Source organism: Shewanella decolorationis (genome assembly GCF_004354305.1).
Taxonomy (GTDB): Bacteria; Pseudomonadota; Gammaproteobacteria; order Enterobacterales; family Shewanellaceae; genus Shewanella; species Shewanella decolorationis.
Genome location: NZ_CP037898.1, coordinates 2,591,724 through 2,609,659, shown reverse-complemented (window position 1 = coordinate 2,609,659; position 17,936 = coordinate 2,591,724). Strand labels below are relative to the sequence as shown.

Below are 17,936 nucleotides of genomic sequence, written 5' to 3'. Positions count from 1 at the left end.
AGTTCATGAGCTTAATCAGCCGACGAGAATCAGGAGAAATAAGCGTGGCAAGATTGCCACCAAATCCCTTGCACTAAAATGGTGTTGTGACGGTGCGCACCAAAATGGATGAATGCACCAAAATGCCACACACAAACGCACCAAGATAGTGCAACGCTGAGCAAATTGCTGTGCACTAAAATATATAGCCTTTGATTATCAACACCTTAAATTGTTGGCATAGATATCGCTATATAGCTTGTAAGTTTGGCTCAAGCGCGACTTGAGTTAAAAGATTATAGAAGGGACATCCCTTTACCCTACCGGAGACTTGAGAATGTCAGTTGAATCAGTTTTAAAGCAACTTGAAGAATTAGAAGTTAAGTTTGTTGATTTACGTTTTACCGACACCAAAGGTAAAGAGCAGCACGTATCTATCCCTGCTCATCAGGTAGACGCTGATTTCTTCGAAGACGGCAAAATGTTTGACGGTTCGTCAATCGCTGGCTGGAAAGGCATTAACGAATCAGACATGGTGCTGATGCCAGACCCAACCACGTTTGTACTAGACCCATTCACCGAAGAAACGACTGCACTGATCCGCTGTGACATTCTCGAGCCAGGCACTATGACTGGTTATGATCGCGACCCACGTTCTATCGCGAAAAAAGCGGAAGAATACTTACGCTCTACCGGTATCGCTGACACTGTATTAGTTGGACCAGAACCAGAATTCTTCCTGTTCGACGACGTACGTTTCGGTACTGATATGTCTGGTTGTTTCGTGAAAATCGACGCTAAAGAAGCGGCATGGAACTCAGGCACTAGCTACGAAGGTGGTAACACTGGTCACCGTCCATTCGTGAAAGGCGGTTACTTCCCAGTTGCGCCTGTTGACTCATCACAAGACTTACGTAGCGCTATGTGTTTAGTGCTCGAAGAAATGGGTCAAGTGGTTGAAGCTCACCACCATGAAGTGGCGACTGCGGGTCAAAACGAAATCGCAACTCGCTTCAACACTCTGACTAAGAAAGCGGACGAAATCCAAATTCTGAAGTACGTAGTACACAACATGGCTCACGCCTACGGTAAGACTGCGACTTTCATGCCTAAGCCAATCGTTGGCGACAACGGTAGCGGTATGCACGTTCACCAATCTTTAGCTAAAGACGGTGTGAACCTGTTCGCTGGCGACAAATACGCTGGTTTAAGTGAAACTGCACTGTACTACATCGGTGGTATCATCAAGCACGCTCGCGCGCTTAACGCTTTCACTAACCCAAGCACTAACTCTTACAAGCGTTTAGTACCACACTTTGAAGCACCAGTGATGTTAGCTTACTCAGCACGTAACCGCAGCGCTTCAATCCGTATTCCAGTGGTACCAAGTCCAAAAGCGCGTCGTATCGAAACTCGCTTCCCAGATCCACATGCAAACCCATACTTAGGTTTCGCAGCACTGCTGATGGCGGGTATCGACGGTATCCAAAACAAGATCCATCCAGGCGAAGCGATGGATAAAGACTTGTACGATCTGCCAGCGGAAGAAGCGGCTGAAATCCCACAAGTGGCGACTTCATTAGAAAACGCACTTGAGAACCTGCAAGCTGACCACGAGTTCTTAACTCGCGGCGGTGTATTCAGCGAAGATTTCATCCAATCTTACATTGCACTGAAATCTGCAGAAGCTGAGCGTGTAAGCCGTACAACTCACCCATTAGAGTTCGAGATGTACTACAGCCTGTAATGGCTAACGGCATCGATTAGTTGCACTACACCTAAAAGCCCCGACAGTCTTCTGTCGGGGCTTTTTTGTCTCTAATCACCTGCGGATTTAATACCTATCTGACATAGCTTTACCCACCATCAACCCGCATAACCCCGCCCTCTCGTTGTTATTTGTCCATTTGTTGTCGACTGGTGATTTGGGACGCGTAAAAAAGTAAAGGCTTTGTAAATTCAATTAAGAACGATTCTCGATTACAACTATAATAATGCGTCTTTTTTGGAGCCAAACACAGAATACTCTCCATTCATATTCAGTTAGCGCATTGAATTCAAACCATTAAAAACGCTTTCTGGGTCGCGAGAAAATGGCACCACAGTGCTGTCCTTTTGGCTTCTCATGTACCTGTTGTTTTTGATGGAGAATGCTATGCCTAAGTCTATGGGGCCGATAAGCCTAGTCGCCGCCGCAGTTATCTGCCAACTGGGGCTTATTAATGTGGCGACAGCCGCTGAAAACGAGATGGAGCGTATGGTGGTCTCCGCCACCCGCTCACCGACCCAAATCAGCGATCTCTCCAGCACTGTGTGGATCATTGATGAAGCCAGCATTCGCGAGCAAACCGATAGCGGCAAAGGGATTAAGGAAATGCTCGCCGCCTTGGTGCCGTCGATGGATGTGTCCAGCCAAGGGCGCACCAACTTTGGCCAAAATATTCGCGGCCGCGCCATGGTGGTATTAATCGATGGCGTGTCGATGAACACCTCCCGCAGCATCAGCCGTCAGCTCGACAGTATCGATCCATTTAATATTGCCCGCATCGAAGTGCTGGCTGGCGCGTCGGCTATCTATGGTGGTGGCGCACTGGGCGGTGCCATTAATATTGTCACTAAAAAAGCGGCTGACAGCAGCGATACCTTCGAGGCCGAAGCAGGATTTAAGTCCGGCTTTAATAGCAGTGATGATTTAGATTATCGCACCGCGCTGGCGGTTACCGGGGGCAGTGATTCAGTAAAGGGACGATTCAGCGCCGCTTGGCAGGAAAACGGCCAGTGGTTTGATGGCAGTGGTAATCCTGTGATGCAGGATATCTCCCAAACCGGAATGCAGTACACCCAAGGTTATGATTTAATGGCGAATATGGATTGGCAGCTTGCCAATGACGCAAATCTGAGCGCCATGGCGCAATACTATCGCAATGGTTCAGACGAAGAACATGGCCTGTATATGGGTGAGAACTTCTCCGGTGTCACGGGCGATGCCTCAGTGCTGGAAACCCGTAAGGGATTAGACGCTGATCGCAGCCCAGCCACCGAGCGCACTTTACTGAATCTGTCCTACTCCCAGGATGAGTTTCTGGGTCAAACCCTGTATTTACAAGGCTTTTATCGCAAGGAGAATCTGGATTTCCACCCATTCCCCTATGTCAATGAAACCAGTGGTGTCTACAACTTCTCAGCATCGGCCCAAAACACCAGCATCTATGGTTTAAAGGCGGTCGTAGAATCCAAACCCGTCGATAGCCTCACACTCACTTGGGGACTGGATTGGGACAAAGAAAGTTTTGATTCGAACCAAATGAGCTTCAACCTCGATGCCGCCAACCAACACGGCGGCTTAGTGATGCGCGAGCTGTTCACTACCGGGCGTTATGTCGACTTTTCGGTCGAATCCATTGCGGCATTTATCCAAAGCAGTTGGGAGATGAATAGCTTTTTGGTGCTAAACGCTGGCTACCGTTATCAACAGATGGAAAACAGTGTTGATGATTTTATCGGTTATAACCAACAGGTAGCGATTGCCTCTGGCAAGGCCAAGGGAGCCGACGCCATTAAAAGCGGCAGCACCGACTATAACATAGGCTTAGTCAACCTTGGCTTGGTGGCCAAGTTGAGCCAAGACCAACAACTCTGGCTTGCCTATTCCCAAGGCTTTGAACTGCCAGACCTGTCGAAATACTATGGCCGCGGCACCTACAAGGCCGATGCCGACGGTTACTTAAAGCTGCAAAATAGCATCAATATCAATGATACCCGCCTTGACGGGATCAAGACCGACTCCATGGAGCTGGGATGGCGTTATCTTGCAGACCGTTGGCAGGCGCAAGCCAGCGTCTACTATGCGGTGTCTGACAAGGTCATTGAGGTCAACAGCAAAGATCTGACCATCAATGTCAAAGACCAAGATAAGCGCAGCTATGGCTTAGAGGCACAGCTGAACTTTGATATCACCTCGGACTGGCAAGTCGGCACCAACCTGCATTTGGTGCGCAGTGAAGTGAAGGATGAGAATAATTGGATCGATGAAACCGTCACTTATGCCTCGCCCTCTAAGGCCACCGCCTTTATTGGCTGGCGCGGCGACACACAGAAGATACGTTTACAGGCTGAGCACAGTTTTAGCGCCGAGTACGACTATCGCTTCAAAACCAATGATGGCCTAGCGAGTGAGCTTGATAGCTACACGACACTGGATTTACTGGGCTCTATCGATTTACCCGTCGGTACCCTGAGCTACGGCATCGAAAACCTGCTCGATAAAGACTACAGCACCCTATGGGGCCAACGAGCTGTGTACTTCTACAGCCCGACCTACGGTCCTGAGTCTATGTTCGACTACCATGGCCGTGGCCGCACCTTTGCCCTCAATTATCAACTGAGTTGGTGATAACAGGCTAAAAAGAATCACTTGTGTCAGCCTTCCATTAGGTAGGGTTGACCAAGTGTTACAAACCAAAAAAAACGGTCCTACAGTGGACCGTTTTTTATTCAGATAAATCAATCAGGCTTCAGATGTAAATACCACGATAGCCAGCTAATAACGATTGAACAACACCAATAAAACAATGAGTTAAATCAATTTCGAACTTTATCGGTGTTTAGTTTCAATAACCCTAACTAGTTTTTGAAAAATTGTTCGTTGGTACCATATGGGCCTAGGTTTAAATCGCGTTTACGGATCGCATCTACGCGGTCAAAGGCTTCTTCGGCTACGCGTAGGTTTTTAACATCTTTACGCCAGTAGTATTTAAATCCATCAAAGTGCGCGTTGTTCGGATACCAGTAAAACACACCTAAACCTTCTTTATTGAGGATTGGGGTGTTGTGGATATGAGCACCAGGAATATAGAAGTATTGACCTTTGGCCAGTGTTTCAAATTTATTGTTTGCCAGTGTCTTACTGGTGCCGTTGACCACGTAGTAACACTCTGGTTGACCGTGGAAATGTGGCTCATGGTCTGATTTCAAGCCATTGGTGATACCAATTACGACAGGGCTATCTGATAGCTCTTTCCAGATATAACCCACAGGTGAGTTTTTAGGATCGCAGTTTTTGGCTTCGAGCACGTTACCGTGGTCATCCAAGGTTTTACAAAAACGTTGGTCAGCGGCAATGCTGTCATTGGGTTTGATGGTGTTAAAGTCGATTTTGCCAGCTTCCCAATCGGCAATATAAGCCTCGATTTCAGGGTTGCGGCACTGCTCTGGCATAGAGTTTTGCGGCACATAGGGTGTGCTGTCGTACGGCACTGGCGTCATTTGTTGATACGGCAGTTGCGCATGGTTACATTGTGGGCCTTGAGCCATAACCGCTGTTGAAGTCAGTGCGGCTAATCCGAAAAGCATTTTTAATTTCATCATTCCAATCCTATTTCTACATCGCTTAATGGCGATATTCTGTTAGTTATGTTGTTACGTGACTAACAATAAAATGATTGGTTGATGGTAAAGGTGAATTGGATCACGGCATGTTTTGAGTGGCAAACTTATTCGTGACTTTACTCGCGAATAATCTTACCGTCTGAGCCGCTTTACAGCTGCAATTGTATGCTTAACTGCGCGTAGTTGGACTTTCCCTTCTGCGCATTGGGATGAGCAGAGCTGTTGTTATCCTCAATTTGATAGCGGCCCACTTCAATACCTAGGGTGAGTGCTTGAGTCAAGTTGGTAAACAAATTCACACCAACGTGGCTGCGATCCGTTTGTTCTCTCTCTGTGCTGGTGTGCCCAAAAAATACGCTCGAACGGGTGTAGTCAGTCCAAAAGTGCCTGTAGGCAAACATGGCGGACGTCGTGGTTTCTAATTCTCCTTGGATGATATCGCGCGCGGCATCGGTGCCAACATAACGACCTAGGTGGCCGTAATGCAATTGCAGACGCAGATCATCTTGGCCAAAGGTAAAGAGTTTGGCGGCAAGGGAGAGTCCGCCAGCCCATTGCGACGTGCCCGCTGGATCTAAATAACGCACTAAGCCCGAGATAGACACATTGCCCCACTCGCCGGATTGGTTGTAGCGGGCAATCATGTCTGGGATGTAATCATGACTGGTATCAATCCAGTCAGGTTTGGCTGCTGTAGCCTTGGTTATCCCATCGGTTTGGGCTTGGGTGCCATAGGTGTAGGGATTTTCGAGCGCGAATTGCCATTGTTCGGTGCTATAGCGGATAAGTGCTTGTCTTACCATGGCTTGTCCAACTAATGGCCCGCCTAAATCGGCAGTTTCGGCAAAGGTACTGGTATTGACTAAGGTTGACCAAGTTTGTCCGGCGGTGATGCCTTGATAACTGATATAGGCATGCCTAAGCCGTGGACTGTAGGAGTTGGAGATAATCGGATTCCCTTGGCTGGAGCCGACAAAATCGATTTCGGCAAAGGCTTTGGCTTCATCAGTGTTGAGCGACAGGTTAAAGCGGCTTTCTTGGGCGCCAAATTGGGTGCGTTTGCTGTGTTCGACAACCTTGCCTCCGCCAGTCCAACTGTCTTGAAAGGCCACCGTGCCTTCAACAAAGCGGGTGTTGGCCTTAATAAATCCGCCTAACTGTACATCGGCAGCATACAGGGAGGATGAACAGATAAAATAAACGGCAAGTGTAGGTAAAGATTGTAGTTTCATCGTTCACTCTATGGGGAAAACGTAAAAAAAAGCCCTAACGAATAGGGCCAAAAAGCTATAGCAGTCTAAAACGGCAGGGAGGGAGGATGGACGTCCTAAACTGCGCAAATATTAGAAATAGTAACCAAAGTTGATGTTGATACGTTTATCCCAATCGTTACCGACTTCTGGTAGGCCAACGTGGTCGTTATTGGCGGTTGAGAAGGTCATGTTTTTACCCATGACAAAGTCAATCATGGTGTACGTTGGGCCAGCTGAAATAGCCATACCGGTGACGTTTTGCATGCTGTTGTCGTAGTTATCGTCATCAACATCAGGCGTCATTAAACCAAAGTCGTTATAAAACTTAATGCTGCCCCAATCCGTGTTAACGGTTTTGGCTATGTTGATGTTATAGGCTTGGCCTTTTGAGGCGATTTCGTATTGCCAGCTCACCACCGATACGCCAATTTTGTTGTCGTCGATAGCATCTGCAGCATTGTATTCATACTGCATGGCTTGCATTTGTAGGTTCCAGCCGTTGTAGCTGCTGTCTAGATGCAGGGCTACAGCATAGCGGTCGCCATTATTGCCGGTTTTGCTGTTATAGATTTGGCCGACCTGTACTGAGCCACCAAAGGTGGTTGCGCCACCTTCGTATTCTGCGGTGTAGGTTTGGCGCACGTTGAGTTGGTTGGTTTCTTCGTTATTGTATTCCGTGCCATTGATGGTGCCGGTATACAAGTCAGTTGAATAACGCTTGTTTTCGGTGGGGCCGTATTCGGCATTTTTATAAAACGCTAAATCGGTGTGCCAGCCGTTTTTCTCATAGGTCGCTTTTAAGCCGATGTCGTGGTCATCTTCAAAGCCTAAATAGTAAGGCAGACCAAACCACCAACTGTTAGAGATAAACTCGCGGTTACCAAAGGGCACTTTGTTGATACCAAATTGCAGTTGCCAGTCTGGGTCAATGTTGTAGTAGCCATAACCATACTTGATGTAGTTAGTGCCTGAGGTAAAACGGTATTCCGCCGCTAAACCGAAATCGCCTTTTTTTCCATCGAATTTAATTGCCGCCATGTCGAAGTTAAAGTCGCCACCTTTATCCTTCGATTTTTCATCATAATCACGATAGCCATAGTTAACGCGCACTGCGCCGCCAATATTGATGCCATCTTCTTGCTCTGCGGCAAAGGCGTTAGTTTGAGATAGTGCGATAGCGGTTGCCACCATGGACAACATAAACCGGGTGGATTTTTTCATCATCATTACCTTTTTAAGCTTTTGTATTATAAAAATTAAATTACATTTCTTTGAACCAAGTACGGTGACACTCTGCGCACACTGGTGCCTTTTTCTCATGCTCGCCGTGACAGGCTAAGCAGCTGGCACCTTGGTTGTAGTGCAGCGATTTGTGTGGATGAGCTTCAGGGATGGCAAGTTTGGACTCATCAACCGGAATACTGGTGATTTCGCCATGACATTCAACGCAGGCCGCATCGGTCGCATTTTGTTTACCCGAGCCTTGGTGGCATCCTTTACAGCCATCTTGATAGATAAACTCGTGGTTGCTGCGACCTTGGGTGCTGCCTTTCATCTTGACAAGGTCTCCGGCATTGGCTGCGCCAGTGAACAGGGTTGCAACAACCAGTGTGAGTATTAATGTTTTCATCATGATTTAGGCCTGCATGTCAGATTTGATGGTTTCAGCAACAATAATTCCCATCGTTAAGCACTCCAGACAAGCTGTTGAACTTAAACGGGTTCCACCGTGAGTGCCGCCAGTTGCTTCGCCAACGGCATAGAGATTTTTCATCGGAGCTAGGGTTTGACTATGCAGCACTCTCGCGCCTAAATCGGTTTTTAAACCGCCCATGCAGTAGTGCACCTTGGGCCAAATCCGCGACACAATAAACGGCGGTTTTAGCTCGTCAGCCGTATCCATCATTCGGCCAAACAAGGGGTCAATGCGCTGTGGCACTTGCTTGTTGTACTCGGCTACAGTTTGTTTGAGCGGTGCAAGTGGGATATGGAATTGCTTGGCTAACTGCTCAAGGCTATCGACTTTCCAAGCGATTTGGTCACGTACCGCACGGGTGACTTCTTCTGCACCAATATGATCGTCATGGTTAAAAAACACCACAGGATAGGCGGGTGAGCCATCAGGATGACGGTTTTTCATAATGGCGTCGGAGCAGGTTTTTCTATCGGCGCGTTCGTTCATAAAACGCTTACCGTCTAACACATTGACTGAAATCCCTTTATGGAAACCAATCGAGAGCAGAGCATTTGACCAGCCAAAGCCGCCTTCATCGGGCGAGCCCCAGTGACCTGTTTGAATAAAGCTCATATGAACCGGGAAAGCACCGTGGGCCATAGCCGTTAGTGTGACTTCGCCCGTTGCACCTAGGGCATTGGTACAATCTAAGGTTTTATCTAACGCAGGGTCGACCAGTTCACGTAGTACTAAGTTACGTGAGAAACCACCGTGGGCAAGGATAACGGCCTTATTGGCTTTGATGTAGATTGTTTTACCGGTTTTGAGATCTGGGAAACGATAATTTTGGCGTACTTTCAAGCCAACAATCTCTTGGCCATCCATGATGAAGTCTTCAACATAATGCTGCAGACGGTACTCAACGCCTTCTTTTTTACCAGCTTCATAGAGTTTTGTGGTGATATCGCCACCGACGCCATGCAGAGTACGGATAGCTCGCGCTTTATTGTGGCCTCCCACTTGTTGATTAAAGCCCTCACGGAATTTAACCCCAGTATCAATACACAGCTGATAAGCATCCAGGGCACGATTAGCGATTTGTCGTAGCATGTCGGTATTTTGCATACCGCGGCCGGAGATAATTTGATCTTTCACTAGCTCTTCGGGTGAATCATCGTTGATGCCTTGAGCTAATTGGATTGGGTTTTTAGGGATAGCTAACCAGCCCCCGTTGATCGCTGAGTTGCCACCGATCACCTGCATTTTTTCTAATACCAGTATCGAGCCTAAACCTTGACGCTTAGCATTTAGTGCGGATGACAGACCCGCAAAACCTGACCCCACGACAATAACATCACGAGTTTCATCCCATTTAATATTTGAGGCGCATTCAGTGGCTGATACTGCACTTGGCAATGCCGCTGCGATACCGCCTACCGCAGCGCCAGCACCTAGCTTTAAAAAACTTCTTCTATCATGCATTTTGTTAACCCTCTATGTCTGTTGCAAGCAAGATAGAGGTTATGAACGACGTCTAAGGAGAAGTGAGTCACGACTTTTTTTCAGTGACAATTTTATTCGTGAGTCATCTCGTGAATATCTTTTCTTTGAGTGAGATTGGCGATGAAGGATTAAATGAACACAATTTAATTTATGACAAATTACTGTTGATTAAATGTGTGTTTGAGGTAAATCACAAAGGTTGAAATTTAAGGCTTCTATGATGTGAGCTCAATCCCGATTAGCTGCTTATTGGCTATGCCTCGTATTTGCAAGCAATCCATAATGTGCTTTTAGGTATATTGGAATAAATAAATGAAATGCCCCACTGACTCACTATCTATTTTACGTTGTAATCAAATATTGGATGCAGCTGAAAAGCTGATTGAGTCACAAGGTGTTGTGTCTTTTAAATTTTCTCAGCTTGCGCATGAGGTTGGATGCTCTACAGGAACTTTATATAAGTTTTTTGAACGCAAAGAAGATGTGTTGGTTTGCTTATTCTTAAGAAGTGCCACATCAAATCACTTACCCATTTTTATCCATAAGAATCCAGAGTTAACTGCACAAGAAAAAGTGCTGTTACCCATTTTATTTACCTTTGAAACCATTAAGCGTAGTAGTAGCTTTTTTACACTGCGCTCGGTGTCAGTGAATACCATGGTTTGGAAACTCGCGAGTGATGAAAAAGTAGAGCGGTTTAAAAAACGCATTAATGCCTTCTGGGGTTGGTTTACAGACGCATTAAATTTAGCAGTTGAAAATGGTGAATTAGTAGCAACCCCATTAGAAATACAAGAACTAGTTCAAGGAATTACCTTTTACCTAACAGGATCTTTGACACAATTTGAAAGTCAGCTCATAGCCCCAGAGTATTTATCTAATCGCCGTGACACCTGTTATCGACATTTAGCAAACCTAATGGAAAGATATAAATGGAAAAAGCCATTAACCCTCGCGCTTTTTGATTCGCTGGAGTCGAGAACAGTTAAGTTTTTTGACCAGCACTATCGTGACCATATGACCTGTGCGGCTTGTAGTGCACTATCGAATAAAAGTACTCTTGAATTATCAAAATGTACACGCAACAGCTTAACCTTCGACATATAAAACAACTAACACGAATATTAATAGATTATTTAAACAACGTAATTCATAAAAATACAAGCAAATTTATCTCATATTAAAAATATTACAAAAAGCTATTTATTTAAAACTTGGCAACATGATATTTATTAAAAATCAACTGACAAAGCAGCGAACGAATAACTATTGAACATTTCAAAATTTCGCGATTAGATTTAATACACTAAATTCAATCAGCAATATCTCTTAACCAATCCCAATCACGCTAAAAAACCTATGAACTCTAGGATCCACTATGGTTATTTATAGGCTTTGGCTTGCTACAAAAATGAAAACAAAAAGTGAACAAAATATAGAAAGCACCTTGTTTAGCACTTTCTATCGTTCTGTGTATAATGCTCTCTAATCATTAAAAATGAATAATGAATACAATCCTATACTGCATTGATAAACAGTAATTATCTGCAACGACCAAAGCGTGAACCCGTGGTAGTGATTTTGTCGCAATCTTTTTTGGTGACTTTCTTCTCGGCGCTGCTTGCTACCGTCGAATCGGTATCTGTGTCATTTACCGAGGAGCAGCCACTCAAACCTAATACGGCAACGGGCAGCAGTATCGCAATCCATTTTTTTAGCATTTCATTCATCCCTGATTAAATAGTAATTTTGGCCTTGGGTATTAGCATACAACCCAGAGTGGTTAAGCTAATCAATAAACGAGCGTGGCACAACGCTACAAACGAGCCTAACTAGGTAAATACACCTTTCTACTGACGTTCATTCGCCGTGGCTAATACGTCTAAACAGAAGCTGTCGCGTTAACCAGAGCCGCATCGTCCGAAATCAGATGAAGAAAAGACTCAAGCACCCTTGTTGCCCGTTAGCCCAAAGCCAAAAAACAGTTTATTTCCAATCCCTTCTTGCACTTATTTACATGACTCGCTAGCTTGAACATGTCCATGCTGCATGATTGACTCCTCTCATTTGGGCGCTCCTACTGACTCACCGAAACAATGATAAAAATAACAATAGGCGCTTAGCTATGTGGCAAAAACTCAAACCCTATCAAGACTCTATTGTGCTGCTCAGCGCATTATCACTCGGCGGCATGATCGGCATCTATTGGCCAGCCTTAGCACTCAAACTCAATCCATTAGGGCAAATCTTTCTGAATCTGTTGTTTATGATTATCGTGCCCTTGGTGGCGATCAGCGTGACCTCATCGATAGCCCGCATGACGGACTTAAAAAAGCTTGGGGCGATTTTAGCGTCAATTATGGGCGTCTCGATTCTGATGGCGATTATTCCCGCCGTCGGCATCACCTTGCTAGCATTGATGTTTGATCCTGCCCAAGGCGTTACCCTCGATCTTAATCAAACCGTTAGCGACACCTCAGGGAAGATGGATTTTGTGGCGCTGCTAACCACCAATGACTTTTCTGGATTACTCTCCAAATCCAATATCTTGGCGCTTATCATCATGTCGGTGATTGCCGGAGTCGCCATAGGTCAATCGGGGGAAGATGGCCGCAAAGTTTCGGCACTGCTCGACAGTTTTAATACCGTCATCATGAAGATAGTCAGCATCATTATGCTGGCTGCCCCCGTCGGCCTTGGTGCTTACTTTGCCTCCACCATGGCGAGTCAAGATCCGCAGCTTGTGGTGACCTTTGCCCGCGCCGTGGGATTATTTTTAGTAGCCTGTTTTATCTACCTTACTGTCGGCTCCACCTTTTATGCCTGGCTTGGCGGTGGCATGCACGGGATTAGACAATTTTGGCGCCACGCCCTCGAACCCGCAGTGACCGCATTAGGCACCACTTCCTCCCTCGCGACTCTGCCCGTCACCTTAAGGGCGGCGCTTAAGATGGGGATAAAACCCGAAATCGCCGATATCAGCCTGCCGCTGCTGGTGAATTTGAATAAGGGCGGCGCGTCCATTATCACCGCCTTGAAGATTGTATTTATTTACTCTCTGCTCGGTTTAGATTTCACGGTCGATGTGTTTATGGTGACCATACTCATCTCTGTCCTGTCCGCCTTCATCATCGGCGGCGTGCCGGGCGGCGCCTTCCTCGGGGAGATTTTTATCGTCAGTACCTTAGGGTTACCAATGGAAACCATCCCCATTCTGGTGGTGATAGGCGCCATTACCGACGCACCTTCCACCGTTATCAACGTCGTCCACGATCTGAATGCCAGCCAGATTGTTGAACGCCTCAATCGCAAACGGATTGAGTCATAACAGGGCAATTGCCGAATAATTGACAACGAAACTCATCTGATTAGAATGCCAAACCATTGAAACAGAGCACATTAGTGCCGAGTAAAATCCGTTATGCTGCCACATAAGTAGTACGCTTAGTCGATCAAGCAAATCGATCAAATCTAAGCGATGCGGTTTTTTTAAACATAAACAATGGAGTGGTTATGCGTTGGTTGGCTTGGTTAGTTGTATGCGGGTCTCTCACCGGATGCGCCGCGGTAACGTCAAGAATGGGAGCAGATTCAACCTGGGGTCACTCTTTTTCGAGTGTGCAGACTGCTGTCGATAATGGCGAGGAGTGTGTAGTGATATACGCAATATCCGCTCCGCCATTGCTGCTATTTACTATCCCCCTGACACTGGTGGATATGGGCAGCTCACTGGTAGTCGATGCTGTGATGCTACCCGTCGATTTGGCGATCACCCCAAGCAATCCTGAGCTTCGCACCCCGCGTTCTATGTTCTGCCACTATAACTACAGCATTTAAACCCATAAATTACCTTAGCCCCAACCAGTGAGGCTAAGGGTTAATGTTATATCGGCATTTGGGATAACTAGGTCGCTTTAGCGCCCACCATTCATAGCCGCTTTGAGCAAGCCCAGTGAGATCCGTTAACGATGGACGTTTATCACCTCCAGCAACTTCGCGATATCGGCCTCATCGTTATAGATATGCGGCGATACACGCACACCTAAACTGCGGGCATCGACACTGATATTCGCCTTCGCCAACGCCGCCATGATGGGGGCTTGGCGCTCGCCAAATTGCAAAATCAGCGTACCGCTGCGCTTATCGGCTTCACGCGGGGATACCAACTCTCGATCTAATGTTTGGACGATCGTCTCCATCAACTGCAAGTTATGTTCACGCATCGACTGCGAGCCAACATTGGCCAAATATTGAATGCTGTGTGAAGCAATCGCATAGGGCGCGATAGAAGGCGTACCGCCCCAAAACCGCAGCGCAGTTGGGTGATAGCGGAAATCATGGATATCAAATTCGAAGGGATTTTCATGGCTAAACCAACCCACATCCTGCGGCTGACACTGGGGCAAAATAGCCGGATTGACCCAAAGATACGCGGCTCCAGGGCCAGAGCATAACCATTTCACACTCGAACCAATCATAAAGTCCGGCTGTAGCTTGGCTAAATCCAGCGGCAAAATCCCAGCCGATTGCGCTACATCCACTAGGCTCAAGCAGCCGCGCTCACGGGCAAGGGGAATGATCTGCGCCAATGGTGCCTGCTGACCCGTATTGGAATAGGCATGGCTAACAAAGACTAAATCGACATCGGCACAAATATGCGCGTCCCACACGTTGGGGTCAGTGACATCTAAGCCCTTGGGAATAAAGCGCAGTTCACAGCTTGCGGGCAATGCCTTTTTAAGGGCAAACCCCATGCTGGGAAAATCAATCTCGCTCATCAGCACCACGGCGCCATCACGATTTAATCTATCCAGTGACATCACCAACTTGGTCAATGCGCTCGATAGGTTTACCTGCGGGCAAAAGTCCTGCGGCTGACCATTGAATAGACTCGCCAGCGCCGCGGTAAAGTTATCGATGACGCCCAACCATTGGCCCCATGGCTCGCGGCCAGACTCTTGCCATGGCGCAAAAAACGCCTGCTTAAAGGCCTGTTCGGTCGATTTTAGTGGTCGTCCCACCGAATGGTTAAGCAGATAACCAGGGCCTGCGAGGCAAAAGTCCTGTTTTACATTTAGCAGCATGGCCTTACCTTAAACTGTCTTTGAGTTTTTTCAGATCGTAATAACGGGTGCGAATATCGTTGCGCAATACCGCGGCGCGTCTGTCCCTTAAACGCTCGAGGGAGCCAAGCAGTACATGCAATGGTGGACCACTGGCGGTGACCTTGGCTAAATGTTGCTGCTCCATATTCACCGAAGGCTCGGCAATGTATTTAGTCACCAACTCATTGTGGTGTTGAATGGCGGTTTCGCCATGTAATTCACAAACTTCGATAAACAGCTTGAGGTTTTCCTGATACCAATCCTGCTGCACGCAGTGCTTTGACTGTAAAAAGTCATCCATCAAATTCGGGCGACGCATGCATTCCCGGAGGATTTGTTGATCCTCTGGCATCATGTATAAAAACTTATCCACCAGCATTTGCGAATAGGACGATTCGTTGGCAAAACATAAACCTAGGGTTAAATCGATGACATTAATCCCTGCAAAGTCGCCAGCATTGGCGCCGCGATACACCACAGAGCCAACCCGATAGGGTTTGTAATAGGGGCGCACACAATAGAAAAAGCGGTCGGTATCTAACCGTTTGAATAATTGCTGATTTGACTCAATCACATCCTGCAATGCCTGCTTGGCGACCCGCAGCAAATCGTGGCAAATAGGATGGGAGATCCCCAAGGGCTGAATTTTTAATAACGCATCTGCGGCGCGCTTGTAGGCCAAGATGCCCTTAGTGTTGTAATCCACAAACAGCTTCTCATCAGGCAGATCGGTAAAGCGTTTGTAGGTACCATTGTGGGCACGGTTATGGGTAGTTAAATGCGCGGTGGCAAAACGTGGCGTCACGCCGATAGAGGCGCCGATATGCATTGCGAGCGCCGAAGCCTCAACCAGTGGCGAAGTGGTTTCCCGCGTCGGCTCGGTAATCTCATGGCGACGGCAGGCGGCCATATACAGGCCGACATTCCCCAGCAGATCGAAGGCACTGTCGAACCCTTCATCGGTATTGCCTTCATCGAGCAGCGCCTTAATCAGTTCGAGCCCTTCGCTTTCTAGTGTTTGCTTAAGCTCGGTGCCGATATCTTGCACATTGGCACGGTCGGTCTGCTGGTAATAAAGCTGTTCGAGCTGGGAGTTGAGTTCCACAAAGCGACTGCGGATCCACTCATCGAAAGCTTCAGTGTTATAGGTGGCAGGTTTCACTTGGACATCCTTGGAAATTGTTATGGTTATTTTTACCGGAGCAAGTACTGATAGACGCGTTTTTATTTGGCGACAGGCGTCTTTAGCGTATACGAGTTAACCAGAATGCAACTTCTGCTCGCGCGTTTCTAGCGCTAGCTCAAATTTATGAAAAATCTAATGCCACTTTTTATTTACACCTTGCGCCAGCGCAAGTTCTCAAATCCATTCCCCTCGCACAATAGCGCCAAATACAGCTAGCTCTAATACAAATCGTGCGGCAGGTTCCGCAAGGGTGAATCAAATGATTTTAATGGAATTTATCGTCGTCCTCGGCTGCTTGCTGCTTGGTACCCGTTATGGTGGTATGGGGCTCGGACTAATTAGTGGTATTGGCTTATTTTTACTGACTTTTGTGTTTGGGCTCGCCCCAGGGCAACCGCCAGTACAAGTGATGCTTACCATTCTTGCGGTGATCGGCTGCGCCTCAGTACTGCAAACCGCGGGCGGTTTAAATGTGATGATGCAGTTTGCCGAGCGTTTACTGCGCCGCCATCCACAGTACATCACCATTCTAGCGCCGCTAACCACTTGGACCTTAACCTTTTTATGCGGAACCGGCCACGTGGTTTACACCATGTTCCCAATCATCTCCGACATCGCCCTGAAGAAAAACATTCGTCCAGAGCGCCCGATGGCAGTGGCCTCAGTCGCTTCGCAAATGGCAATCTGCGCCTCTCCGGTGTCTGTTGCCGTGGTTTCTATGGTATCGATTTTGGCGGCGCAGCACGGCGTTGGTCATGCCTATAGCATGCTAGAAATTTTAATGGTGTCTGTACCCGCTTCCCTTTGCGGCGTTTTAGTGGCGGCACTTTGGAGCCTGCGTCGTGGTAAAGATTTAGATAAGGACGAAGAGTTTCAGGCACGAATTAAAGATCCCGAACAAAGGGCGTTTATCTACGACAAGAGCGAAACGTTGCTGGATCAAACCTTTCCGAAGGAAGCCTATTGGGCAACGGGGATTTTCTTTGCCGCTATCGCTGCCGTGGTGTTACTCGGCTCCTTTAGCGAACTGCGCCCAGTGTTCGAGGTAAAGGGCAAAATGGCACCGCTGTCGATGAACTTAGTGATCCAGATGATGATGTTGGTCGCCGGGGCTTTTATCTTAATGAGCTGCAAAGTTAAACCCACAGAAATCTCCAATGGCCCAGTGTTTAAAGCCGGCATGGTGGCGATTTTCTCGGTATTTGGCGTGGCTTGGATGAGTGATACTTACTTTATCAGCCATATGGATGTGCTGAAGGAAAACCTCTCCCATGTGGTGCAAAACCAACCTTGGACCTATGCCTTAGTACTGTTTTTAATCTCAAAATTGGTCAATAGCCAAGCGGCGGCGCTCACGGCTATCGCGCCCATGGGCTTGGCTTTAGGCGTCGATCCTAAGCTATTGATTGCCTTTTTACCCGCTAGCTATGGTTACTTTGTGCTACCCACTTATCCAAGCGATTTAGCCTGTATAGGCTTCGACCGCTCAGGTACCACAAAAATTGGTAAGTTCATCATTAACCACAGCTTTATTATCCCAGGATTGATAGGCGTGGGCACTGCATCGACCGTAGGTTATCTGTTGGCTACTACCTTGTTGTAAACAGAACAGAGCCAAAAACTAGGGCGTGTTGACGTTTCAGGGGGATTTTTGCAGCAATTTGGCTGGCTTTTATGCAAGGCAAAGTCCGTGCCGTGTAGTTATTCTACATAAACGGACGATAACGCGGCAGAAAAGCAAGCCAAATGCTGCCCGAAGGGTTCGTCTGGCAAGCCCTTGCTCTTACTTTCTGTTATAAGAGCCGCTCATCATTTGGGTAGAATAACGACACATCATTCCTCGTTTC

14 protein-coding genes are annotated in these 17,936 nt (G+C 47.2%); 6 read left to right on the top strand and 8 right to left on the bottom strand.

Annotated features, from left to right (window positions below; translation table 11 throughout):
* The first annotated feature begins 316 nt into the window (after window positions 1–316).
* Window positions 317–1,726 (top strand): glutamate--ammonia ligase, encoded by a 1,410-nt coding sequence (gene glnA, locus EYR25_RS11850; RefSeq protein ID WP_023268211.1) that lies wholly within the window; start codon window positions 317–319, stop codon window positions 1,724–1,726.
* A gap of 408 nt (window positions 1,727–2,134) precedes the next feature.
* Window positions 2,135–4,372, top strand: a complete 2,238-nt coding sequence (locus EYR25_RS11845; RefSeq protein ID WP_133180282.1) for a TonB-dependent receptor — start codon at window positions 2,135–2,137, stop codon at window positions 4,370–4,372.
* A 230-nt stretch (window positions 4,373–4,602) separates the two neighbouring features.
* On the opposite strand, the gene EYR25_RS11840 is transcribed toward EYR25_RS11845, so the two are convergent.
* From EYR25_RS11840 to EYR25_RS11820, 5 genes are all read right to left on the bottom strand, one after another.
* A complete protein-coding gene (locus tag EYR25_RS11840) occupies window positions 4,603–5,346 on the bottom strand; it encodes a cupin domain-containing protein (protein ID WP_023268209.1) in 744 nt (247 codons plus the stop codon).
* Between the two features lie 170 nt (window positions 5,347–5,516).
* Window positions 5,517–6,599: a hypothetical protein gene (locus EYR25_RS11835; RefSeq protein ID WP_133180280.1), complete on the bottom strand. Its 1,083-nt coding sequence runs from the start codon at window positions 6,597–6,599 to the stop codon at window positions 5,517–5,519.
* Between the two features lie 111 nt (window positions 6,600–6,710).
* The gene (locus tag EYR25_RS11830; RefSeq protein ID WP_133180278.1) at window positions 6,711–7,844 is read right to left on the bottom strand and encodes a hypothetical protein; all 1,134 of its coding nucleotides are present in this window, start codon (window positions 7,842–7,844) and stop codon (window positions 6,711–6,713) included.
* A gap of 37 nt (window positions 7,845–7,881) precedes the next feature.
* Window positions 7,882–8,253, bottom strand: a complete 372-nt coding sequence (locus EYR25_RS11825; RefSeq protein ID WP_133180276.1) for a cytochrome c3 family protein — start codon at window positions 8,251–8,253, stop codon at window positions 7,882–7,884.
* A gap of 3 nt (window positions 8,254–8,256) precedes the next feature.
* A complete protein-coding gene (locus tag EYR25_RS11820) occupies window positions 8,257–9,777 on the bottom strand; it encodes a flavocytochrome c (RefSeq protein WP_133180274.1) in 1,521 nt (506 codons plus the stop codon).
* Between the two features lie 333 nt (window positions 9,778–10,110).
* Here EYR25_RS11820 and EYR25_RS11815 point away from each other — a divergent pair, with 333 nt between their 5' ends.
* Complete coding sequence (locus EYR25_RS11815; RefSeq protein WP_133180272.1) at window positions 10,111–10,905, top strand: TetR/AcrR family transcriptional regulator; 795 nt, start codon at window positions 10,111–10,113, stop codon at window positions 10,903–10,905.
* A gap of 434 nt (window positions 10,906–11,339) precedes the next feature.
* Here EYR25_RS11815 and EYR25_RS21210 read toward each other — a convergent pair whose 3' ends face one another.
* Complete coding sequence (locus EYR25_RS21210; protein WP_165953492.1) at window positions 11,340–11,519, bottom strand: hypothetical protein; 180 nt, start codon at window positions 11,517–11,519, stop codon at window positions 11,340–11,342.
* Window positions 11,520–11,923: 404 nt separating this feature from the next.
* Between EYR25_RS21210 and EYR25_RS11805 the strand changes: the two genes are divergently transcribed.
* Together EYR25_RS11805 and EYR25_RS21365 are read left to right on the top strand one after the other, a co-directional pair.
* A complete protein-coding gene (locus EYR25_RS11805) occupies window positions 11,924–13,126 on the top strand; it encodes a dicarboxylate/amino acid:cation symporter (protein ID WP_133180270.1) in 1,203 nt (400 codons plus the stop codon).
* Window positions 13,127–13,311: 185 nt separating this feature from the next.
* Window positions 13,312–13,635 carry a YceK/YidQ family lipoprotein gene (locus EYR25_RS21365; RefSeq protein WP_133180268.1) on the top strand — a complete coding sequence of 108 codons (324 nt, stop codon included), beginning with the start codon at window positions 13,312–13,314 and terminating at the stop codon, window positions 13,633–13,635.
* Window positions 13,636–13,760: 125 nt separating this feature from the next.
* Here EYR25_RS21365 and EYR25_RS11795 read toward each other — a convergent pair whose 3' ends face one another.
* A complete protein-coding gene (locus EYR25_RS11795; protein ID WP_133180266.1) occupies window positions 13,761–14,882 on the bottom strand; it encodes an aminotransferase class V-fold PLP-dependent enzyme in 1,122 nt (373 codons plus the stop codon).
* A gap of 4 nt (window positions 14,883–14,886) precedes the next feature.
* The gene (locus EYR25_RS11790; RefSeq protein ID WP_133180264.1) at window positions 14,887–16,065 is read right to left on the bottom strand and encodes a PrnB family protein; all 1,179 of its coding nucleotides are present in this window, start codon (window positions 16,063–16,065) and stop codon (window positions 14,887–14,889) included.
* A 283-nt stretch (window positions 16,066–16,348) separates the two neighbouring features.
* On the opposite strand from EYR25_RS11790, the gene EYR25_RS11785 reads away from it, so the two are divergent.
* Window positions 16,349–17,692 carry an anaerobic C4-dicarboxylate transporter gene (locus EYR25_RS11785; RefSeq protein ID WP_133180262.1) on the top strand — a complete coding sequence of 448 codons (1,344 nt, stop codon included), beginning with the start codon at window positions 16,349–16,351 and terminating at the stop codon, window positions 17,690–17,692.
* Window positions 17,693–17,936: the final 244 nt, after the last annotated feature.